This window comes from Marivivens donghaensis (genome assembly GCF_030410045.1).
Taxonomy (GTDB): Bacteria; Pseudomonadota; Alphaproteobacteria; order Rhodobacterales; family Rhodobacteraceae; genus Marivivens; species Marivivens donghaensis.
In genome coordinates, this window is record NZ_JAUFRA010000002.1 from 41,940 (window position 1) to 60,591 (window position 18,652).

General features: G+C 57.6%; 21 protein-coding genes. 14 read left to right on the plus strand and 7 right to left on the minus strand.

Annotation, left to right across the window (positions count from 1 at the left end):
- Window positions 1-9: 9 nt before the first annotated feature.
- The gene (locus tag QWY83_RS01945) at window positions 10-339 is read right to left on the minus strand and encodes a hypothetical protein (protein WP_249946207.1); all 330 of its coding nucleotides are present in this window, start codon (window positions 337-339) and stop codon (window positions 10-12) included.
- Complete coding sequence (locus tag QWY83_RS01950; protein ID WP_249946206.1) at window positions 332-601, minus strand: rod-binding protein; 270 nt, start codon at window positions 599-601, stop codon at window positions 332-334. Before QWY83_RS01950 ends, QWY83_RS01945 begins: the two co-directional genes overlap by 8 nt.
- Before the next feature lie 85 nt (window positions 602-686).
- On the opposite strand from QWY83_RS01950, the gene QWY83_RS01955 reads away from it, so the two are divergent.
- Window positions 687-1,613, plus strand: coding sequence for a flagellar hook-length control protein FliK (locus tag QWY83_RS01955; protein ID WP_249946205.1), 927 nt, complete (start codon window positions 687-689; stop codon window positions 1,611-1,613).
- 13 nt (window positions 1,614-1,626) lie between these two features.
- On the plus strand, window positions 1,627-2,274 hold the full coding sequence (locus QWY83_RS01960) for a flagellar hook capping FlgD N-terminal domain-containing protein (protein ID WP_249946204.1): 648 nt from the start codon (window positions 1,627-1,629) through the stop codon (window positions 2,272-2,274).
- Here the strand turns inward: QWY83_RS01960 and ubiB are convergent.
- Both ubiB and ubiE read right to left on the minus strand, forming a co-directional pair.
- Window positions 2,267-3,793, minus strand: coding sequence for a 2-polyprenylphenol 6-hydroxylase (gene ubiB / locus QWY83_RS01965; RefSeq protein ID WP_249946203.1), 1,527 nt, complete (start codon window positions 3,791-3,793; stop codon window positions 2,267-2,269). The two genes, QWY83_RS01960 and ubiB, sit on opposite strands and share 8 nt — an antisense overlap.
- On the minus strand, window positions 3,793-4,545 hold the full coding sequence (gene ubiE / locus QWY83_RS01970; RefSeq protein WP_249946202.1) for a bifunctional demethylmenaquinone methyltransferase/2-methoxy-6-polyprenyl-1,4-benzoquinol methylase UbiE: 753 nt from the start codon (window positions 4,543-4,545) through the stop codon (window positions 3,793-3,795). The genes ubiB and ubiE overlap by 1 nt, the downstream gene beginning before the upstream one ends.
- A gap of 84 nt (window positions 4,546-4,629) precedes the next feature.
- Here ubiE and mutM point away from each other — a divergent pair, with 84 nt between their 5' ends.
- The 10 genes from mutM to QWY83_RS02020 all read left to right on the plus strand — a co-directional run bounded on the left by mutM (window position 4,630) and on the right by QWY83_RS02020 (window position 15,375).
- Window positions 4,630-5,481 carry a bifunctional DNA-formamidopyrimidine glycosylase/DNA-(apurinic or apyrimidinic site) lyase gene (gene mutM / locus QWY83_RS01975; RefSeq protein ID WP_249946201.1) on the plus strand — a complete coding sequence of 284 codons (852 nt, stop codon included), beginning with the start codon at window positions 4,630-4,632 and terminating at the stop codon, window positions 5,479-5,481.
- Between the two features lie 63 nt (window positions 5,482-5,544).
- A complete protein-coding gene (locus QWY83_RS01980) occupies window positions 5,545-6,321 on the plus strand; it encodes an enoyl-CoA hydratase (protein WP_249946200.1) in 777 nt (258 codons plus the stop codon).
- Between the two features lie 149 nt (window positions 6,322-6,470).
- The gene (gene rpsT / locus QWY83_RS01985; protein WP_105236247.1) at window positions 6,471-6,734 is read left to right on the plus strand and encodes a 30S ribosomal protein S20; all 264 of its coding nucleotides are present in this window, start codon (window positions 6,471-6,473) and stop codon (window positions 6,732-6,734) included.
- Window positions 6,735-7,264: 530 nt separating this feature from the next.
- Window positions 7,265-8,620 (plus strand): chromosomal replication initiator protein DnaA, encoded by a 1,356-nt coding sequence (gene dnaA / locus QWY83_RS01990; protein ID WP_105233969.1) that lies wholly within the window; start codon window positions 7,265-7,267, stop codon window positions 8,618-8,620.
- 108 nt (window positions 8,621-8,728) lie between these two features.
- A complete protein-coding gene (gene dnaN / locus QWY83_RS01995) occupies window positions 8,729-9,847 on the plus strand; it encodes a DNA polymerase III subunit beta (protein ID WP_067551899.1) in 1,119 nt (372 codons plus the stop codon).
- Between the two features lie 46 nt (window positions 9,848-9,893).
- Window positions 9,894-11,003 (plus strand): DNA replication/repair protein RecF, encoded by a 1,110-nt coding sequence (recF, locus tag QWY83_RS02000; RefSeq protein ID WP_249946199.1) that lies wholly within the window; start codon window positions 9,894-9,896, stop codon window positions 11,001-11,003.
- Window positions 11,000-11,431, plus strand: a complete 432-nt coding sequence (locus QWY83_RS02005; protein ID WP_249946198.1) for a VOC family protein — start codon at window positions 11,000-11,002, stop codon at window positions 11,429-11,431. The genes recF and QWY83_RS02005 overlap by 4 nt, the downstream gene beginning before the upstream one ends.
- Complete coding sequence (locus tag QWY83_RS02010) at window positions 11,428-12,048, plus strand: LysE family translocator (RefSeq protein ID WP_105233972.1); 621 nt, start codon at window positions 11,428-11,430, stop codon at window positions 12,046-12,048. The genes QWY83_RS02005 and QWY83_RS02010 overlap by 4 nt, the downstream gene beginning before the upstream one ends.
- 81 nt (window positions 12,049-12,129) lie before the next feature.
- On the plus strand, window positions 12,130-14,565 hold the full coding sequence (gyrB, locus tag QWY83_RS02015) for a DNA topoisomerase (ATP-hydrolyzing) subunit B (protein ID WP_249946197.1): 2,436 nt from the start codon (window positions 12,130-12,132) through the stop codon (window positions 14,563-14,565).
- A 51-nt stretch (window positions 14,566-14,616) separates the two neighbouring features.
- Window positions 14,617-15,375 carry a potassium channel family protein gene (locus QWY83_RS02020; RefSeq protein ID WP_249946196.1) on the plus strand — a complete coding sequence of 253 codons (759 nt, stop codon included), beginning with the start codon at window positions 14,617-14,619 and terminating at the stop codon, window positions 15,373-15,375.
- On the opposite strand, the gene QWY83_RS02025 is transcribed toward QWY83_RS02020, so the two are convergent.
- Together QWY83_RS02025 and QWY83_RS02030 are read right to left on the minus strand one after the other, a co-directional pair.
- The gene (locus QWY83_RS02025) at window positions 15,376-16,092 is read right to left on the minus strand and encodes an LrgB family protein (RefSeq protein WP_249946195.1); all 717 of its coding nucleotides are present in this window, start codon (window positions 16,090-16,092) and stop codon (window positions 15,376-15,378) included. It abuts the gene before it with no gap.
- Entirely contained in the window at window positions 16,092-16,433 is a 342-nt protein-coding gene (locus QWY83_RS02030; RefSeq protein WP_249946194.1) for a CidA/LrgA family protein, read from the minus strand. The genes QWY83_RS02025 and QWY83_RS02030 overlap by 1 nt, the downstream gene beginning before the upstream one ends.
- 115 nt (window positions 16,434-16,548) lie before the next feature.
- On the opposite strand from QWY83_RS02030, the gene QWY83_RS02035 reads away from it, so the two are divergent.
- Complete coding sequence (locus tag QWY83_RS02035; protein ID WP_249946193.1) at window positions 16,549-17,022, plus strand: lytic transglycosylase domain-containing protein; 474 nt, start codon at window positions 16,549-16,551, stop codon at window positions 17,020-17,022.
- Here the strand turns inward: QWY83_RS02035 and trhO are convergent.
- Window positions 17,019-17,921, minus strand: coding sequence for an oxygen-dependent tRNA uridine(34) hydroxylase TrhO (gene trhO / locus QWY83_RS02040; protein ID WP_249946192.1), 903 nt, complete (start codon window positions 17,919-17,921; stop codon window positions 17,019-17,021). The two genes, QWY83_RS02035 and trhO, sit on opposite strands and share 4 nt — an antisense overlap.
- 114 nt (window positions 17,922-18,035) lie before the next feature.
- Between trhO and pncA the strand changes: the two genes are divergently transcribed.
- Window positions 18,036-18,638, plus strand: coding sequence for a bifunctional nicotinamidase/pyrazinamidase (gene pncA, locus QWY83_RS02045; protein WP_249946191.1), 603 nt, complete (start codon window positions 18,036-18,038; stop codon window positions 18,636-18,638).
- Window positions 18,639-18,652 lie beyond the last annotated feature (14 nt).

Genomic DNA, 18,652 nt, shown 5'->3' on the forward strand with positions numbered 1-18,652 from the left:
TCGTTCAAATTAGATCTTTTGTTGCAGGGCTTCGGGCCGCATTACGTGAACGGCATGATGCCCAGCCGCGTCATAGGTCCCGAAATTCGCCATCTGCTGTTTCTGATCAACGAGCCGTTTTCGCACGTTCTCAATCCCGTTCAGCGCCATCTGTAAGAGCCGCGCATTCCGCTCCGCCGCGGGTCGAATAGCCGCTGCAAAAGCGGCATCTGTGCTGGCCTTTTCGGTGATCGCCTTCAAGGGCGCCGACAGTTGATCCAAAGCGCGATAATCGCCGCATAAAGTGGCCTGTCGCGCCCTATCCAGCAGGTCCAAAGCGTGTTGTGTCTGGTCAGTCATGGGCTCTCTCCGAAAGGGCGCGAAAGATCGATTCCGAGAGGCCGATTCCGCCGCCTTCGACCATAATTCGGGCCTGTTCTTCGCGCAGGAACGACGCGAAATGTTCACCTCCTGCGCCCGCACCAAAGGCGCCTGACGTATCGCCAAGTCCCGAATATTTCAGCATTTCTGCCAAAAACGCGGTTTCCATTTCGTTGGCGACCGTTCGCAATTGCGAGGTCGGACTGACTGCGCTGGGCTGTTCGGTCAAAAGGGGGATCATCGGCACCTCCGATCCGTGGGTTTCGGGGATGAATTAAATTGATGGCGGTAAAGATTCGGTAAGCATCGGGCGCTAAACCCGCCCCATGATGCTTCAACCCGATCTCATCTGCGCTCTGCCGATTTTGCCCCAGATTCCCGTCGGATCTGCAGAGGCAATGCCGCAAGAGCTGCCCGATTTCGCGAGGGTATTGCAGGAGATCACTGAGGTTGAGACAGAGGAGCCTGAATTGGAGGTTGGCACCGAAATGATCGCGCCTGAGTGGGAGGTCATTACGGTCCCCGTTGTGGCTCGGGTCTTTGTGCCCCAGCCCGAACAACCGATGGTGCCAGCGGATGAGGTGGATCGTGACTTTACGCTCGAACCGAAGCAATCGACTGCGCCTGTGGCCGAAGTGGAACGCGCACCTGACAGTCCCGATACGCAGGCGTCGACATCCCCTCCAACACGGGCGGAGGCGGTGCAACTCGTTTCGGTGGAAGCAACTGAACCCGAAATGACGGAAGATATAGAGCATCGCTCTACTCTCATTTCGACACCTCCCCCTATCGCCGAGACGCCCACATTTACGCTGCCATATCATCCGATTGCTCCCATTCCGATTGAGGCACCAAAACCGATCCTCGTCCCTGCGCAAACCGTTCAGCACATTGCCGAACAGATTGTGGTTTCGGTCGCCAACGATGACAGTGGCACCACCGAAATTGCTCTGGACCCCGAAGAACTAGGCCGCGTGCGGCTGCATATGACCGTGACGGATCAAAGCGTTCAAATTGTGATCGCTGCGGAACGACCTGAAACCTCTGACCTCATGCGGCGGCATTTGGACGTGTTGCAGCAGGAGTTTCGGTCGCTTGGCTTCCAATCCGTCGATCTGGGGTTCGCGGACGAAGGCGGGCGAAACTCACCCAAAGAGACCCCGAAACCGACTCACATTGCCGTCGAAGTCCCTCCCGACGACCCAACCCCCACGCAGCAAATCGTATCGAGCGGCGTCGACATAAGGCTCTGAAAAGGATGATAAAATGGATGTGACTGCAACGACATCAACGACAACCACGACGGCACCCACCTCGTCATCGGCGATCAGCTCGGATTTCGAGACGTTCTTGAACATGCTGACGGTCCAGATGCAGAATCAGGACCCGCTGAACCCAACAGATCCCTCGGACTATGCCGTGCAATTGGCGACCTTTTCGTCAGTCGAACAGCAGGTCAAAACCAACGATCTCTTGGCGCAGTTGATGGCCATAATGTCATCCTCAGCGATGTCCGACATGGGCGCATGGATCGGTCAAGACGTCAGGGCGCCGACCACCGCGCACTTCGACGGAACGCCCATTTCTGTCACGACATCGGTCGACGCTGACGCGGACTCTGCCGATTTGGTCGTGGTGAACAGTTACGGGGCCGAAGTGCAACGCATCGCCATTGATCCGACCTCGGGCACCGTGACGTGGGCGGGGGTTGATGACTACGGGTCGCCGATGACCTCTGGCGACTACGGTTTCTATGTTGAGAGTTATCAATCGGACACCCTCATCGCGACCACACAGGCGAGCGTTTACGGCACCGTGGCAGAAGTCCGCACCGGATCTGGTGCGACCGTGCTCGTCCTCGAAAATGGGGCGGAGGTGCCAGTCGAAACCGTCACCGCCCTGCGTGCTAGATAAACAGCGTCGCGACCCAAGCCGCCCCCACGACCGCCGCGCCCGCAATCGCCCAGAGGGCAGAGGTGCTGCGCACTTCTTCCTCTTCGCCAAAGTTTTTACCCTGACGCACCAGCGCGGCCTCGGCCATTTCAGGAAGGCGCGGACCAAAGCGGGACAGAACCCGCGCTGTCCGTATGAGGTCTCGCATGACCGCCTTGGGTCCGATCGCGTTCTTAATGTAGGACTCGACGACAGGGCGTGCATCGGCCCAGATATCGACGTTCGGATTGAGCGACCGCGCCACGCCTTCGACAACGACCATCGTGCGCTGCAACAGGATCAGCTCGGTGCGGGTTTGCATCCCGAACCGTTCGGTCACTTCAAAGAGGTAGGACAGCAGACGCGCCATCGAAATGCGGCTCGCATCCATGCCAAAGATCGGCTCACCAACGGCACGCAGCGCACGCGCGAATTCATCAACATCTTGATTTGCAGGGACATATCCCGCTTCAAAGTGCACTTCGGCCACGCGTTTGTAGTCGCGTTTGATGAACCCGTAGAGGATTTCTGCGTATACACGACGTGTATATTCATCAATGCTGCCCATGATCCCAAAATCATAAGCAATAATGTCGCCATTCGCCGCGACCTTGAGGTTGCCCTGATGCATATCGCCGTGGAACAGACCATCGCGCAGCGCTTGGCTTAGGAAAATTTGCAGCACGCGAGTCGCCAGCGCATTGCGGTCGTGACCTGCAGCATCCAGCGCCGCGTTGTCACCCATATTGGTGCCCTCAGCCCACTGAAGCGTCATCACGCGCCGCGCCGACAACTGCCAATTCACGCGCGGAACGGTAAAGCCCTCGTCGGCTTCGGTGTTCGCCGCAAATTCAGAAGCTGACGCGCTCTCTAGCCTGAGGTCCAACTCGCCACGCACAACACCGTCGAAATGTTCGATCACTTCGATCGGGCGCAGACGGCGGGATTTGCGCGACAGAAACTCGATCATATTGGCGGCAAAGTAGAAGGCGTCGATATCCTTGCGGAACGCCTTTTCCACGCCGGGGCGCAGAACCTTTACGGCGACTTCTTCACCCGTCGACCGCAGTACGGCCTTGTGAACCTGCGCGAGCGATGCGGCGGCAACGGGTTCGGAAAAGCTGGCGAATACTTCATCCACAGAAATGCCCAGTTCGTGCTCGACCTCGCGTTTCGCGATATCGACCGAAAATGCGGGCAACTGGTCCTGCAACACGCGCAGTTCCCGTGCGAGGTCGTCGCCCACTACGTCAGGACGCGTCGAAAGGATCTGACCGAATTTGATATAAGCAGGCCCCAGCGCCGTCAGCGCCCTCGTGGTCGGCGGCAAAGACGCATCGCCACGGTAGCCCAGCCAGCGAAACGGCAGCGCCAGCGTCCGCGCAGTGAACCGCAGCAACGGCCCAGCCTCAAACGCGTCTAGAACGACATTCATAGCGCCCGCGCGTTCCAGCGTGGCACCCGTGCGGACAAGCCGCCAAATGTTGTGAGGCCCGCGCATCAGATTTTCCACCCCGAATGCAGCGCTGCGATGCCCAGCGACAGGTTGCGATACTTCGCGTTCTCGAACCCTGCCTTTTTCACCATCGATAGGAACGTGTCCTGATCAGGGAACTTTCGGATCGATTCGACGAGGTATTGGTAGCTGTCACGGTCATTCGCGATCAGTTGGCCCATCCGCGGAATAACGTTGAACGAATAGAGATCGTAGGCCTTTTGCATCATTGGGTTCGGCAGCTGGCTGAACTCCAGCACCATCAGGCGACCACCCTTGCGCAGAACGCGATAGGCTTCGTTCAGCGCCTCTTGGGGGCGGGTCACGTTACGGATGCCAAAGCTGATCGTGTATACGTCGAACGTATTGTCGGGGAACGGCAGCTTCATCGCGTCGCCCACAACCCAGTCGAGGCTATCGGCCATATCGTCCGCCTCGGCCCGTTGGCGCCCAGCCACCAGCATCGATTCCGTGAGGTCGAGCACCGTCGAATGTCCGCTGCCAGCCCGCTTCAGGAAACGGAACGAAATGTCGCCTGTCCCGCCTGCAACGTCCAACAGCTTTTGTCCCGGACGCGGGGCCAGCCAATCCATCATCGCGTCTTTCCAAACGCGGTGGATGCCGACGCTCATCACGTCATTCATAATGTCATATTTCGACGCGACCGAAGTAAACACGCCCTGCACGCGGCCTGCTTTTTCGTCTTCCCGCACGGTTTCGAAACCAAAGTGGGTGGTGTTTTCTGGTGTCTCGGTCATGGCACTTGCCGTCCTCGTGCTTGCGTCACATCTTTAGGGGCCAATTGGGGCATACACTGGACCCCCGCAGATAGGAAGCACGCCATGCCCGAATTGCCAGAGGTAGAGACAGTCCGCCGCGGCCTGCAACCCGCGATGGAAGGCGAAATCATCGCCAAAGCCTCGGTCAACCGTCCCGACCTGCGTTGGCCGTTCCCCGAAAATATGGCGGATCGTCTGACAGGCAAGCGGATCAATGCCCTGCGCAGGCGGTCCAAATACATCCTCGCTGACCTTGATAGTGGGGAAACGCTGCTGATTCACCTAGGGATGTCGGGGCGTATGACCGTCTCTGGCGTCACCATCGGCGAATTCCACCACCCGCACCCCGTGCCTGCGAAACACGATCACGTTGTCTTTGATATGGCGAACGGTGCGCGCGTGACCTTTAACGATGCCCGTCGGTTCGGCGCGATGGATCTGATGGAGACGGCCAAGGCCGATGACCACTGGCTGTTGCGGGACATCGGGCCAGAGCCGTTTTCCAACAGTTTCAACGAACACTACCTGACCGAGCGACTCAGGGGAAAGAATTCGCCCATCAAAACGACCCTCCTCGATCAGGGAATCGTTGCTGGATTAGGGAATATCTACGTCTGCGAGGTTCTTTATCGCGCTGGCATCAACCCAAAGCGCAAAGCAGGCCAAAATTCTGCCGCTCGTATCGCATCGCTTGTCCCGATCATCCGCGAAGTCCTCTCTGAGGCGATAGAAGCAGGCGGTTCTTCGCTCAAAGACCACCGTCAAGCCGATGGAGGGTTGGGATATTTTCAGCATACGTTCCGCGTCTACGATCAGGAAGGAAACCCTTGCAAAACAGAGGGATGCCCTAACGTCATTCATCGATTCGTACAGTCGGGACGCTCAACTTTCTATTGTCCGCAATGCCAAAGATAGCTTGATCGGTGTCACAGCTTTGTTAAGCAGTTGGTCCTGTGAAAATGATAACAGAGGCTGCACATGGCTTATGAGACCATCATCGTCGACGTTCAGGGATACGTCGCACTGATAACCCTGAACCGTCCCGAGGCTCTCAATGCGCTGAACTCGAAACTTCTCTGCGAACTGTGCGATGCACTCGAAGCCGCTGATGAAAACGAGAAGGTGCGCTGCATCGTCATCACTGGTTCAGAAAAGGCATTTGCCGCTGGTGCTGACATCTCCGAAATGTCGGAAAAATCCTTCGTTGATATGGTCAGCGCAAAGTTCTTTGCGACCGAAAGCGACCGTTTCAACAACACAAAGAAACCGATCATCGCAGCCGTTGCTGGTTACGCGCTGGGCGGTGGCTGCGAACTCGCAATGATGTGCGATTTCATCATCGCAGGCGACAACGCTAAATTCGGCCAGCCCGAGATCAACCTCGGTGTGATCGCTGGGATCGGCGGTACGCAGCGCCTGTCGCGCTACGTCGGCAAATCCAAATCGATGGATATGCACCTGACGGGCCGTTTCATGGATGCCGAAGAAGCAGAGCGTTCGGGCCTCGTGTCCCGCGTCGTTCCTGCGAAAAAGCTGAAAGAAGAAGCACTGGCCGCCGCTGGTAAGATCGCAGAGAAATCGCTGATCGCCGCCGCTGCTGCGAAGGACTGCGTGAACAAGGCGTTCGAAACCTCGCTATCCGAGGGCGTCGCTTACGAACGTGCGGTGTTCTACTCGCTCTTTGCGACCGAAGATCAAAAAGAAGGCATGGCTGCCTTCCTCGAAAAGCGTGAACCGCAGTTCCGCGACCGCTAAAACACTTGCCTTTTTGGGCGGCGGGCCTTAAACGCCGCCCGATACATGCGTGTGAGGCCCGCTCTGGCCAGAATCAGCCGGTTCAGAAACCCGGTCGGGCTCCGTTGCATTAACGATATTCAAATTAGCCCGAGAGAGGGGAACCGCACATGGCAAACACGCCACAGTCCAAAAAACGCGCCCGTCAGAACGTTGTTCGCGCTGACATCAACAAAATGCGCCGTTCGCGCATCCGCACATTCCTGCGTAAAGTCGAAGAAGCAATCGCTTCGGGCGACAAAGACGCAGCTGCGGCGGCTCTGAAAGCTGCTCAGCCGGAACTGATGCGTGGCGTCACCAAAGGCATCTTCCACAAGAACACCGCATCGCGCAAAATGTCGCGCCTTGCATCGCGTGTTAAAGCGATCGCCTGATTCCATCCTTTAGGGTAGAAAAACGAAAAATGAACGCGCCTCTCGGGGCGCGTTTTTTGTTGCCCACTTACCACCGAAACCCAATTTTATAAGCGCTTTCAAAAAACGAACAGATTCTTTTTGGCCAAAGTCCGAGTCAAGATCGTTGTTGTGTTGAAGCGGTCCGAGTGAGGTTGCTAGTGTCACTCAGCGATTCACATCGTTCCTGGGGGAGCATGGTGAAAGTGAGGTCATTGTAGCATCCGGATCTGCTCTGGATGACACCTGATTTTTGCGCTCACCTGGCCAGTACCATTTAGTACGGCCATAATGTTCTGACGTTTTTCACTCTGGCAGGGTGACGAACGCACACCCAATATTGGGCTCGTTATGTGCCGTCCGACAGGCGGTAAAGCGGATCCAGACCAGAGATGCAGGTGACCTTGGCTGTCCGAATTTGGGATCGGGCAAACGATGGTGCTTTGTCTTTTGTGGAGTTGATGTGTCGGGGGAAACCTATCGCAAGAAACGTATGGGACAGGCATTGGGATATGACGACGACTATGTGGGGCACGATTCGCGAAACGCTAAAAAACAGTGTGGGGACTGGAAATTTTGCGAACTGGATCGAGCCGCTTGAACTAGTAAGTGTGAATGAAGGCGTGGCACAATTTACAGCGCCGACCTCGTTCTTTGGTAACTACGTCACGCAAAACTATGCGGACCAGATTATCTATCATTTGAACCGCAATGGTGCCCAAGTCGAACGCCTCGCGTTTGATGTCCGCCCTGCCGCCAACAGCGCCCGTCCCGCGCCTGTTGCTGCTGCGCCTGTGCGTCAGTCCCCTGCGAGCATCGATCCCTCGATTCCCGATGCAACGCTGGACCCGCGTTACACATTCGAAAATTTCGTCGTCGGAAAACCGAACGAGCTCGCCCATGCTGCGGCCCGTCGCGTTGCCGAAGGTGGCCCCGTCACCTTTAACCCGCTGTTCCTTTATGGTGGCGTTGGTCTGGGTAAAACCCACCTGATGCACGCCGTTGCCCATGAAATCCGCCGCCGTTCGCCGGAAAAGAACGTGGTGTATCTCTCGGCTGAGCAATTCATGTATCGCTTCATCTCCGCGCTCAAAGATCGCAAGATGATCGACTTCAAACAGATGTTCCGTTCGGTCGACGTCCTGATGGTCGACGACGTGCAGTTCATCGCCGGCAAAGACTCGACCCAAGAAGAGTTCTTCCACACCTTCAATGCTCTCGTTGAATCCCGCAAACAGATCATCATTTCCGCCGACCGTGCGCCGGGTGAAATCAAAGACCTTGAGGACCGCATCAAATCGCGTCTCCAGTGCGGCCTCGTTGTGGACCTGCACCCGACCGATTACGAACTCCGCGTCGGCATTCTCCAGACCAAAGCGGAACTCTATGCAGAGCAATTCCCGGGTCTTCAGATCGACAACGGCGTGCTGGAATTCCTTGCGCACAAGATCACAACGAACGTCCGCGTTCTCGAAGGTGCGCTGAACCGTCTCTTTGCGATGGCATCGCTGGTCGGTAAGCCGATCACCTTAGAGATGACGCAAGACTGCCTTGCTGACCTTCTGAAATCGTCCGAACGTCGCGTGACCATCGACGAAATTCAGCGCAAGGTCGCAGAGCACTTTAACATCCGTCTGTCCGACCTCATCGGTCCAAAACGTCTGCGCGCCTATGCTCGTCCGCGTCAGGTTGCGATGTGGCTGGCGAAACAGCTGACCAACCGTTCCTTGCCGGAAATTGGTCGGAAATTCGGCGGCCGCGACCATACGACCGTGATGCACGGTGTGCGCCGCATCGACGAACTTTCCGCGGCAGATTCGCAACTTTCCGACGAATTGGAACTGCTTCGCCGCACGCTCGCGTCTTGACGCTGCACGCGCAGTATTAAACAGTGACAAAAAGAGCTTGAGCCGAGAGGGGAAACGTATAGTTTTCACCTCCCGGCCTTGTCAGGTCCGAGAAGCGGAGCGAGGGACATGAAATTCAGTATCGAACGCGCGGTTTTGCTCAAGGCAGTCGCACAAGCCCAATCGGTTGTTGAACGCCGGAACACTATTCCAATTCTGGCCAACGTCTTGATCGAAGCCGAAGGCGATAGCGTTCAGTTCCGCGCCACCGACCTCGACATCGAAGTCGTTGATAAAGCATCCGCAATGGTCGAACGCGCTGGCGCCACCACGGTCGCCGCCGTTACCTTGAACGAAATCGTTCGCAAACTGCCCGATGGCGCGCTGGTCACCCTGACCGAAGACGGCGTCAAAGGTCGTCTGACCATCGAAGCAGGTCGTTCGAATTTTAGCCTCGCGACCCTTCCCAAAGAAGATTTCCCCGTGATGGCGTCGTCCGACTACGCGACGAACTTTGCCGCACCTGCACCAGTTCTGCGCCGCCTGTTCGATAAATCGAAATTCGCGATCTCGACCGAAGAAACCCGTTATTATCTGAACGGCGTCTACATGCACGTCGCCACGGGCGAAGACGGCCCCGCGCTGCGCTGCGTTGCGACCGACGGCCACCGTCTGGCCCGCATCGACGCCGCTCTGCCTGATGGCGCAAGCGATATGCCGGGCGTGATCGTTCCGCGTAAAACCGTTGGCGAACTTCGCAAACTGCTCGACGACGATGATATGCAGATCGCCGTATCGGTTTCGGAAACCAAAGTCCGCTTTGCGACCCCGAACATCACCCTGACCTCCAAGGTCATCGACGGCACCTTCCCTGACTACACCCGCGTGATCCCACAGGGGAACACCCGCAGGCTCGAAGTCGACGCGAGCGATTTCGCAAAGGCCGTGGATCGTGTGGCAACCGTGTCATCTGAACGCTCCCGCGCCGTCAAATTGTCGCTCGACGAGGACCGTCTGGTTCTCTCCGTCAACGCCCCTGACAGCGGTGCCGCGACCGAAGAACTGGCTGTTGCCTATGACGACGAACGCCTGGAAATCGGCTTTAACGCCAAATACTTGCTTGAAATCGCATCCCAAGTGGACCGCGAAAATGCAGTATTCCTGTTCAACTCGTCAGGCGACCCGACCTTGATGCGCGAAGGTAACGACACCTCTGCCGTCTACGTCGTCATGCCGATGCGCGTCTGACCTTGGTCAGCAGCCATCGACAGACTGGAATTAGGGAGGGCCGCGCATGAGCGGCCTTTCTGTTGATGTGCTCAAGCTTTCCCATTTTCGGTCGCACAAACGCGCCGTGGCAGAGTTTGATGGCCGCCCCGTTGCGATCTACGGACCTAACGGCGCGGGCAAGACCAACATTCTAGAGGCCGTCTCGCTCCTCTCCCCTGGTCGTGGCCTTCGTCGCGCCGCAGCCGAGGATATGATCCGCAAGCAAGAGGCGCTCGGCTGGAAAATCAGCGCGGAAATTACGTCTCTCCATCAGTTTCACGAGGTCGAGACGTGGATGGAGCCCGACAAGGGCCGCCAACTTCGCATTGATGGTAAAGCCGCGCCGCAAGTAGCACTAGGCCGCATTGCTCGCGTCCTCTGGCTCGTGCCATCTATGGATCGCCTTTGGATCGAGGGGGCAGACGGGCGCCGTCGGTTCCTTGATCGAATGACGATGAGCTTTGAACCCTCTCATGCCGAGGCCGTTCTGACCTATGAAAAAGCCATGCGCGAACGCAATCGCCTGCTCAAAGACATGGTGCGCGATGCTCATTGGTATGCCGCTCTAGAGACGCAGATGGCGCAGGCTGGCATTGCGATCACCGCCAATCGCAACCGCGCCATAGCAGAGCTTCAGGATGCCCAAGACGCCGCCGAAACCGCCTTTCCCATCGCGGATTTGGCGCTGACCCACGCAGAGGACTTGGCCGAGGACGAAACGTCCCTGCGCGACCAATTCGCAGCCAACCGTCAGCGCGATATGTCCGCTGGCCGCACCCTGATCGGCCCGCATCGTAGCGATCTGGACGCCACATTCCGCGCCAAAGGCGTTCCCGCCTCTGATTGCTCGACGGGTGAACAAAAAGCGCTTCTTATCTCGCTGATCCTCGCCAATGGTCGCGCTTTGGCTCGTGATTTCGGTGCCCCGCCGATCCTTTTGCTGGACGAAGTTGCAGCCCACCTTGACGCAGGCCGCCGCGCCGCGCTCTATGATGAAATATGCGCGTTGGGGGCACAGGCGTTCATGACTGGCACCGGTCCAGAACTGTTCGAAGAACTGCAATCGCGCGCGCAATACATTGAAATTACAGAAGATAATGACACGTCCATTACCACCCAAAAGGATCTTCCATGACCCCTCAGCGCGTCACCTTGATCACCCTCGGCGTGGCAGACCTCGAACAATCCAAGGCCTTCTACGCGGCCCTCGGCTGGTCACCCGCCGAAGAGCAACCTGGAGTGACGTTCTACCAACTCCATGGACAACTCCTGGGCCTGTTCCCGCTCGACGAACTGGCGAAAGACCAAGGTCGCCCAGACGCGCAGCTCGGGACGGGGGCAGTCACATTGGCTCAGAATTTCAACACCGTCGAAGACGTCGACGCCGCTTTTGAACTTGCCCTGTCCGCTGGTGCGACCTGCCTGAAACGGCCCGAAAAAGTGTTCTGGGGCGGTTACTCTGGCTACTACGCAGACCTCGACGGTCACGTTTGGGAACTCGCTCACAATCCATTTTGGCCGCTCTCCGACGACGGCAGCTTAACTTTACCGAGGTCCGAATGACCCTGACGATTCAACAGCTTGCGCTTTACGCAGGCGCGCTTTTCATTCTGTTCATGACTCCCGGCCCTGTCTGGGTTGCGCTCATGGCGCGTGCGATGTCAGGCGGGTTTCGCGCTGCATGGCCACTCGCCCTTGGCGTGGTGGTCGGCGATGTGATGTGGTCCGTCCTCGCCATCCTCGGCGTGTCGTGGATCGTGAGTCAATACGCGGGCTTCTTGGACCTGATGCGCTACGTGGCCTCGGTGACGTTCCTGTTCATGGGCTACATGGTCATCCGCAACGCCGACAAATCCATCGCCTCTGACAGCCGCCTAACCCGTCCGGGCGTCATCGCAGGCTTTGTCGCGGGCCTCGCCGTGATCATCGGGAACCCCAAGGCGATCTTGTTCTACATGGGCATGCTGCCGGGCTTCTTTGACCTGTCCCAACTCACCGTCGCAGACATCGTGGCCATAGGTGCACTCTCGGCCATCGTGCCACTGATCGGCAACCTCATCATGGGCGCATTTATCGGCAAGGTGCGGGCGCTTCTGACCTCTCCACGCGCGCTCAAACGGATGAACCTGACGGCAGGGTGGCTACTGGTAGCTGTCGGGGTCGTTATCCCCTTTTTATAAACACAAAATATGGTGCGAACTGCGTGACATTCCCCTGCCAATTTTCTATATTTTGGCAACTGAATAACGGGAAAACACCGAATGTCCGATCAAGAGCAGCAGCCAGCCGAGTATGGCGCCGATTCTATTAAAGTTCTCAAGGGCTTGGACGCTGTCCGCAAGCGCCCTGGGATGTATATTGGCGACACCGACGACGGGTCTGGCCTGCACCACATGATCTACGAGGCCGTCGATAACGGCATCGACGAAGCACTAGCTGGCCACGCCGACCATGTTTCTGTGAAAATTCACGCGGATAGCTCTGTTTCCGTGACCGACAACGGTCGCGGTATCCCCGTAGACATGCACTCCGAAGAAGGCATTTCCGCCGCTGAGGTTATCATGACCCAGCTGCACGCGGGTGGTAAGTTCGATCAGAACTCCTACAAGGTCTCTGGCGGTCTGCACGGCGTGGGTATTTCCGTTGTGAACGCGCTGTCCGACTGGCTCGAACTGCGCATCTGGCGCAACGACAAAGAACACTACGTCCGCTTTGAAAAAGGCGTGACCGTCGAACCGCTCCGCGTGGTCGGTGACACTCCGGGCAAAAAAGGCACGCAGGTCCGCTTTATGGCGTCCTCCCGCACGAATTCGCCCGACGGCACCTTCTTGAACCTCGAATACAGCTACGATGTTCTGGAAAAGCGTCTGCGCGAACTGGCCTTCCTGAACTCTGGCGTCCGCATTCTCGTCGAAGATGAGCGCCCTGCCGAAGCGATCAAGACGGAACTGTTCTACGACGGTGGCGTGAAAGAGTTTGTGAAATACCTCGATCGCTCCAAACACCCGATGTTCCCAGAGCCGATCTTTGTGAACGGTGAACGTGACGGCATCGGCGTTGAGGTCGCGATGTGGTGGAACGACAGCTACCATGAAAACGTTCTGCCCTTTACCAACAACATCCCGCAGCGCGATGGCGGCACCCACTTGGCGGGCTTCCGCGCTGCGCTGACCCGCACCCTGACCAAATACGCGCAGGAAAGCGGGATCGCGAAAAGGGAAAAGGTTTCCTTCTCTGGCGACGACGCCCGCGAAGGTCTGACCTGCGTTCTCTCGGTCAAAGTGCCTGATCCGAAGTTCTCGTCCCAGACCAAAGACAAACTCGTCTCATCCGAGGTCCGTCCTGCGGTCGAGAACCTCGTTGGCGAAAAACTGTCTGAATGGTTCGAGGAAAACCCGAACGAAGCCAAACAGATCGTCGGCAAAATCATCGAGGCCGCTCTGGCCCGTGAAGCAGCCCGCAAAGCCCGTGAATTGACCCGCCGCAAAACCGCGATGGACGTCAACTTCCTCGCTGGCAAACTCAAGGATTGTTCGGAAAAAGACCCGTCCAAGACCGAAGTCTTCCTCGTCGAGGGTGACTCCGCAGGTGGTTCCGCGCAGACAGGTCGTGACCGTAGCACGCAGGCTATTTTGCCTCTCAAAGGTAAGATTCTGAACGTCGAACGCGCTCGTTTCGACCGCATGTTGTCGTCGCAGGAAATCGGCAACCTCGTCATGGCGCTCGGAACTGGCATTGGTCGCGACGAATTCAATCTGTCGAAACTCCGCTACCACAAGATCGTCATCATGACCGACGCGGACGTAGACGGTGCGCACATTAGAACGCTGCTCTTGACCTTCTTCTTCCGTCAGATGCCGCAACTGATCGAAGCAGGTCACCTCTATATCGCGCAGCCCCCTCTCTATAAGGTTTCGCGCGGTAAATCAGAGGTTTACCTCAAAGATCAGGCCGCGATGGATGAATACCTCATCCAGCAAGGCGTGGACGGTGCGATCCTGCGTCTGTCGAATGGCGCTGAACTTGCGGGTCAGGACTTGCTCCGCGTTGTTGAAAACGCACGCAGCCTGAAACGTGTAATCGACGCCTTCCCGACCCACTACCCGCGCCACATTCTTGAACAAGCCGCTGTCGCTGGTGCCTTTGTTCCGGGGGCTGTGGACGCTGACCTTCAGGGCGTCGCGGACCAGGTCGCGAAACGTCTGGACCTCATCGCTCTTGAATACGAACGCGGTTGGACGGGTCGTATCACTCAGGATCACGGCATTCGTCTCGCCCGTATTTTGCGCGGCGTAGAAGAGGTCCGCACCCTCGACGGCGGCATGCTCCGCTCTGGCGAGGCGCGCAAAACGGGCTCCTTCACCGAGGCGCTGCAAGAAGTCTACAACGAACCCGCGAAACTGATCCGCAAAGACCGCGTTCAGGTCATCTACGGTCCGCTCGGCCTGCTGCAAGCGATCCTCGAAGAAGGCGAAAAAGGTCTTTCGATTCAACGTTATAAAGGTCTGGGCGAGATGAACCCTGACCAGCTTTGGGAAACCACGCTGGACCCAGATGCACGCACCTTCTTGCAGGTTAAGATCGACGATTTGGTTGAAGCCGACGACATCTTTAGCAAGCTGATGGGCGATGAAGTTGAACCACGGCGCGACTTTATCCAGCAAAACGCGCTGAGCGTCGAAAACCTCGACTTCTAATCAATCTGACCCGCCCCAACTGGGCGGGTCTTTTGCTTTCGGCCCGACGACATGGAAAAAATCCGTTCCCTCTACGAAGACGACACCGTCGCCGCACATCGGTTTCGCTACGGCGTCCTCGTGTTCGACATCGCGACAATCCTCTTTGTGATTGGAACATCATTCTATGACCATACCGTCACCATCGAAATCATCGATGCGGTATTCGGCGTTTTGATCCTGACGGACTTCTTCATCCGCTTCTGGATCGAAAAAGAAAAACGCCTCATGGCATTCCGCCTCGCGACATGGGCTGATGTTGCAGCGGTACTATCCTTCCTCGCACCGATCACAGGCGAAGGCGTCGGCTTTCTCCGCATCCTGCGTACGCTCCGCTTACTGCATACATATCAATTGCTTAGCAGACTTCGTCAGGACTTCAGCTTCTTCCGCAAGAACGAAGATATCGTCCTCGCCTCCCTGAATCTCGGCGTGTTCCTCTTTGTCATGACGGGCCTCATCTACGCGACCCAAGTCAACGTGAACCCAGAGATCCGCAACTACGCTGACGCGCTCTATTTCACTGTGACGACGCTGACCACGACGGGCTTCGGCGACATTACCCTGACGGGTCCGTGGGGCCGCATGCTGTCAGTCGGCGTCATGATCTTTGGTGTGACGCTCTTCTTGCGCCTCCTCCAAGTCCTCTTTCGCCCATCCAAGGTCCGACAGGAATGCAAGACCTGCGGCCTCATCCTCCACGATGCGGACGCCGTTCACTGCAAACACTGCGGCGAAACGATCTACATTCGAACCGAAGGCGACGTGTGATCAGAACACGATTGCCCAGAGCACAGGCAGCAAGATCGCGGTCGCTAAGGCATTGAGGCCCATCGCTAATCCCGCAAACGCCCCCGCGACTTCGTTGACCTGAAGCGCCCGCGCCGTCCCGATCCCATGGCTCGCCGTGCCCATCGCGAACCCACGCGCAGCCCAGTCTTTGACCCCGACCGCATTCAGGACGAACGTCCCGAACATCGCGCCGAAAATGCCCGTGATAATTACGACGACCGCCGTGAGCGACGGCAGCCCGCCGATCTTTTCCGCGACAGCCATTGCGACGGGCGCGGTGATTGATTTCGGCGCGAGGGTGGCGAGGATATCTGGCCCTCCGCCCAGCAGCCACGCGATGCCCACAGCGGTGAAAATCGCGGTTAACGACCCGCAGAGCAGGCTCACTCCAATCGCCAAGGCCGACTGTCTGACCTTCGCCAATTGCCGATAGAGCGGAACCGCCAGTGATACCGTCGCAGGACCAAGGAGGAAGTGCACGAACTGCGCCCCTTCAAAGTATTGCGGGTAACTTGTCCCCGTCGAAATCAACACGCCGACGATCACGATCACCGAAATTAGAACGGGATTCAAAATCGGGTTACGCCCCGCCCTTTCGAACAGCCAAAACGCCCCCTGAAACGCGACCAGCGTCAACGTCAGGTGAAACAGCGGTGAGGCGCTCAGATAAACCCATGTATCGCGAAGGTTTTCCATCAGTTGCCTCGCTTCATCAGGCGGCTCATAATGAGGGCCGTCACCGCAATTGTGGCCAGCGTGCTGACGAACAGTGCTGCCGCGATGGGCAACGCCGCCTCACCGATCAGGCCGAAATGCATCATGACGCCCGCGCCCGCTGGGACGAACAACAGCGACATGTATTTCTGCAATCCGCCGGCGACCTCGCCTAAATCCGTTGGAACAAAACCACGTATTATCAAGTAGATGAACAGCAGAACCATGCCGACCACGGGGCCGGGGACGGGTAGGGCGAGCGTGCCCACGATGACTTCGCCGATCAATTGGCAACTGAAAATCAGTGTTAGATAGCCCAGCATCTCGTGCCTCCCGCTGTCGTATGATTAAGGGGTAAAGGGCCAAACCGCTTGGCGCAAGTTCGCCGATCTTTTCGCACCCACTATCCGACGGTATCGCCCCACGCTAAGACAGGCCATGATCACACGTCGCCACGCCTTGTTTGTTACCCTCTCCGCGCTCGCTGCTTGCGGCAAAGGCGGGGATTTGACCACTTTCGACCACGGCTATAACCCGCCGTTTTTCCCGGGTGAGACGCCTGAAATGCGGGTCTTGGTCAACAAATGGGCGGATAGGCATGAAATTCCTAGAACATTGCTCCACCGCGTGATCCAGCGCGAAAGCGACTACCGCGCGGGTGCCCGCAATGGCCCCTATTACGGCCTCATGCAGATCCTTCCGCAGACGGCCAGAACGATGGGGTATGAAGGCCCCGACAGCGGGCTGTTGGACGCAGAAACTAACCTGCAGTACGCGGGACGTTACTTGCGCGGCGCGTGGCTCGTCTCTGGCGGAGACGAGGACGAAGCGATCATGTGGTATGCACGCGGCTACTATTACGAGGCCAAACGCCTTGGCCTGTTGGTCGAAACGGGCCTACGCGCGGGTTAACGACCCAAGTGCTTTTCGCCCCGTTCACGGGCAAGCTCGATCTGTTTCTGGCGCATACGGAACCGCGCCTTATCCTCGTCCGAGGTCTCGTCAACGCACTGGTGGCAGGACACGCCGTTTTCCCATTCGGGGCGCGATTTGTCCTCTGGCATCACAGGACGACGGCATGCATGGCAGAGCTCGTGCGGACCCTCAACCAATCCATGCCCAACTGACACACGTCCGTCGAACACGTAGCAATCACCCTGCCATTTGCTGTCTTCCTGAGGCACCTCTTCGAGGTATTTCAGGATGCCGCCCTTGAGGTGGTAAACTTCGTCAATGCCTTGTTGTTTGACGAAATTCGTCGATTTCTCGCAGCGAATACCGCCGGTGCAGAACATCGCGATCCGTTTGTTGTGGAACCGATCTTTATTCTCTTCCCACCACTGCGGGAACTCGCGGAACGATTTGGTCTGCGGATCAATCGCGCCCTCAAAGGTGCCGATCGAATATTCGTAGTCGTTGCGCGTATCGATCACCACAACGTCGGGCGCAGTGATGAGATCGTTCCAATCCTTCGGCTCGACGTAGTGGCCCACAGCAGCACGCGGATCAATGTCCGGCTGGCCCATGGTCACGATCTCTTTCTTCAGGCGCACCTTCATTTTGCCAAAGGGCTGATCCTTCGCGGTCGAGTTCTTCCAAACCAGATCGGCACAGCCAGGTAGCGCACGGATGTGCGCCAGCATGGTATTGATCGCAGCTTCAGAACCAGCAACGGTGCCGTTGATCCCCTCTTTCGCAAGAAGGAGCGACCCTGTGATCCCTTCGCGTTGGCACAGCTCAAGGAGCGGCCCACGGATTGCAGCGGGGTCGGGGAATGGGGTGAAATGATAGAGCGCGCAGACAGTATACATGGGGTTTCCATACGCCTGTCGCAGCGTGCGGGCAAGTCTGGCCAAACGAGGTAGGCGCATTGACGGTGGTCCTGCAACCGCTAGGGTATGGCCACGCCGAAAACGGAGAGTCCCATGCACCCCAAAACCCACGCACTGATCGTCATCGATGTTCAAAACGACTTCTGCCCCGGTGGTGCGCTCGCCGTTGCGGGTGGGGACGACATCGTCAGCGGGATCAACGCGCTGATGGATGACTTCGGGGTCGTTGTGCTGACCCAAGACTGGCACCCCGCGGGCCATTCCTCCTTTGCCTCGTCTCACGCAGGAAAATCCCCGCTCGAACTGATCGACATGCCCTATGGCCCACAGGTCCTCTGGCCCGATCACTGTATCCAAGGCACCACGGGCGCCGATTTCCACGCCGATCTCCGCACCGATGCTGATCTGATCATCCGCAAGGGCATGAACCCCGCCATCGACAGCTACTCTGCGTTCTTTGAGAACGACCATACCACCCCAACGGGCCTCGAAGGTTACCTTCGAACGCGCGGCATCACCGACGTCACCCTCGTCGGCCTCGCAACTGATTTCTGCGTGAACTACTCGGCCGTTGATGCGGCGAACCTCGGGTTCAAAGTGACCGTTCGAACCGACCTCTGCCGTGGGATCAACTTTGACGGATCGCTTGCCGCCGCGATTGAGGGGATGAAAAGCGCAGGCGTATCGGTCCTCTAAATTTCCTTGCAATA

What these genes read in the sequence shown, in the direction of transcription:
- trhO (WP_249946192.1), bottom strand. Translation starts at nt 17,921, where the DNA reads ATGTATACTGTCTGCGCGCTCTATCATTTCACCCCATTCCCCGACCCC.
- gyrB (WP_249946197.1), top strand. Translation starts at nt 12,130, where the DNA reads ATGTCCGATCAAGAGCAGCAGCCAGCCGAGTATGGCGCCGATTCTATT.
- recF (WP_249946199.1), top strand. Translation starts at nt 9,894, where the DNA reads ATGAGCGGCCTTTCTGTTGATGTGCTCAAGCTTTCCCATTTTCGGTCG.
- QWY83_RS01955 (WP_249946205.1), top strand. Translation starts at nt 687, where the DNA reads ATGATGCTTCAACCCGATCTCATCTGCGCTCTGCCGATTTTGCCCCAG.
- ubiB (WP_249946203.1), bottom strand. Translation starts at nt 3,793, where the DNA reads ATGCGCGGGCCTCACAACATTTGGCGGCTTGTCCGCACGGGTGCCACG.
- QWY83_RS02020 (WP_249946196.1), top strand. Translation starts at nt 14,617, where the DNA reads ATGGAAAAAATCCGTTCCCTCTACGAAGACGACACCGTCGCCGCACAT.
- QWY83_RS01950 (WP_249946206.1), bottom strand. Translation starts at nt 601, where the DNA reads ATGATCCCCCTTTTGACCGAACAGCCCAGCGCAGTCAGTCCGACCTCG.
- QWY83_RS01945 (WP_249946207.1), bottom strand. Translation starts at nt 339, where the DNA reads ATGACTGACCAGACACAACACGCTTTGGACCTGCTGGATAGGGCGCGA.
- pncA (WP_249946191.1), top strand. Translation starts at nt 18,036, where the DNA reads ATGCACCCCAAAACCCACGCACTGATCGTCATCGATGTTCAAAACGAC.
- mutM (WP_249946201.1), top strand. Translation starts at nt 4,630, where the DNA reads ATGCCCGAATTGCCAGAGGTAGAGACAGTCCGCCGCGGCCTGCAACCC.
- rpsT (WP_105236247.1), top strand. Translation starts at nt 6,471, where the DNA reads ATGGCAAACACGCCACAGTCCAAAAAACGCGCCCGTCAGAACGTTGTT.
- QWY83_RS01980 (WP_249946200.1), top strand. Translation starts at nt 5,545, where the DNA reads ATGGCTTATGAGACCATCATCGTCGACGTTCAGGGATACGTCGCACTG.
- QWY83_RS01960 (WP_249946204.1), top strand. Translation starts at nt 1,627, where the DNA reads ATGGATGTGACTGCAACGACATCAACGACAACCACGACGGCACCCACC.
- QWY83_RS02030 (WP_249946194.1), bottom strand. Translation starts at nt 16,433, where the DNA reads ATGCTGGGCTATCTAACACTGATTTTCAGTTGCCAATTGATCGGCGAA.
- QWY83_RS02035 (WP_249946193.1), top strand. Translation starts at nt 16,549, where the DNA reads ATGATCACACGTCGCCACGCCTTGTTTGTTACCCTCTCCGCGCTCGCT.
- QWY83_RS02005 (WP_249946198.1), top strand. Translation starts at nt 11,000, where the DNA reads ATGACCCCTCAGCGCGTCACCTTGATCACCCTCGGCGTGGCAGACCTC.
- dnaN (WP_067551899.1), top strand. Translation starts at nt 8,729, where the DNA reads ATGAAATTCAGTATCGAACGCGCGGTTTTGCTCAAGGCAGTCGCACAA.
- dnaA (WP_105233969.1), top strand. Translation starts at nt 7,265, where the DNA reads ATGACGACGACTATGTGGGGCACGATTCGCGAAACGCTAAAAAACAGT.
- ubiE (WP_249946202.1), bottom strand. Translation starts at nt 4,545, where the DNA reads ATGACCGAGACACCAGAAAACACCACCCACTTTGGTTTCGAAACCGTG.
- QWY83_RS02010 (WP_105233972.1), top strand. Translation starts at nt 11,428, where the DNA reads ATGACCCTGACGATTCAACAGCTTGCGCTTTACGCAGGCGCGCTTTTC.
- QWY83_RS02025 (WP_249946195.1), bottom strand. Translation starts at nt 16,092, where the DNA reads ATGGAAAACCTTCGCGATACATGGGTTTATCTGAGCGCCTCACCGCTG.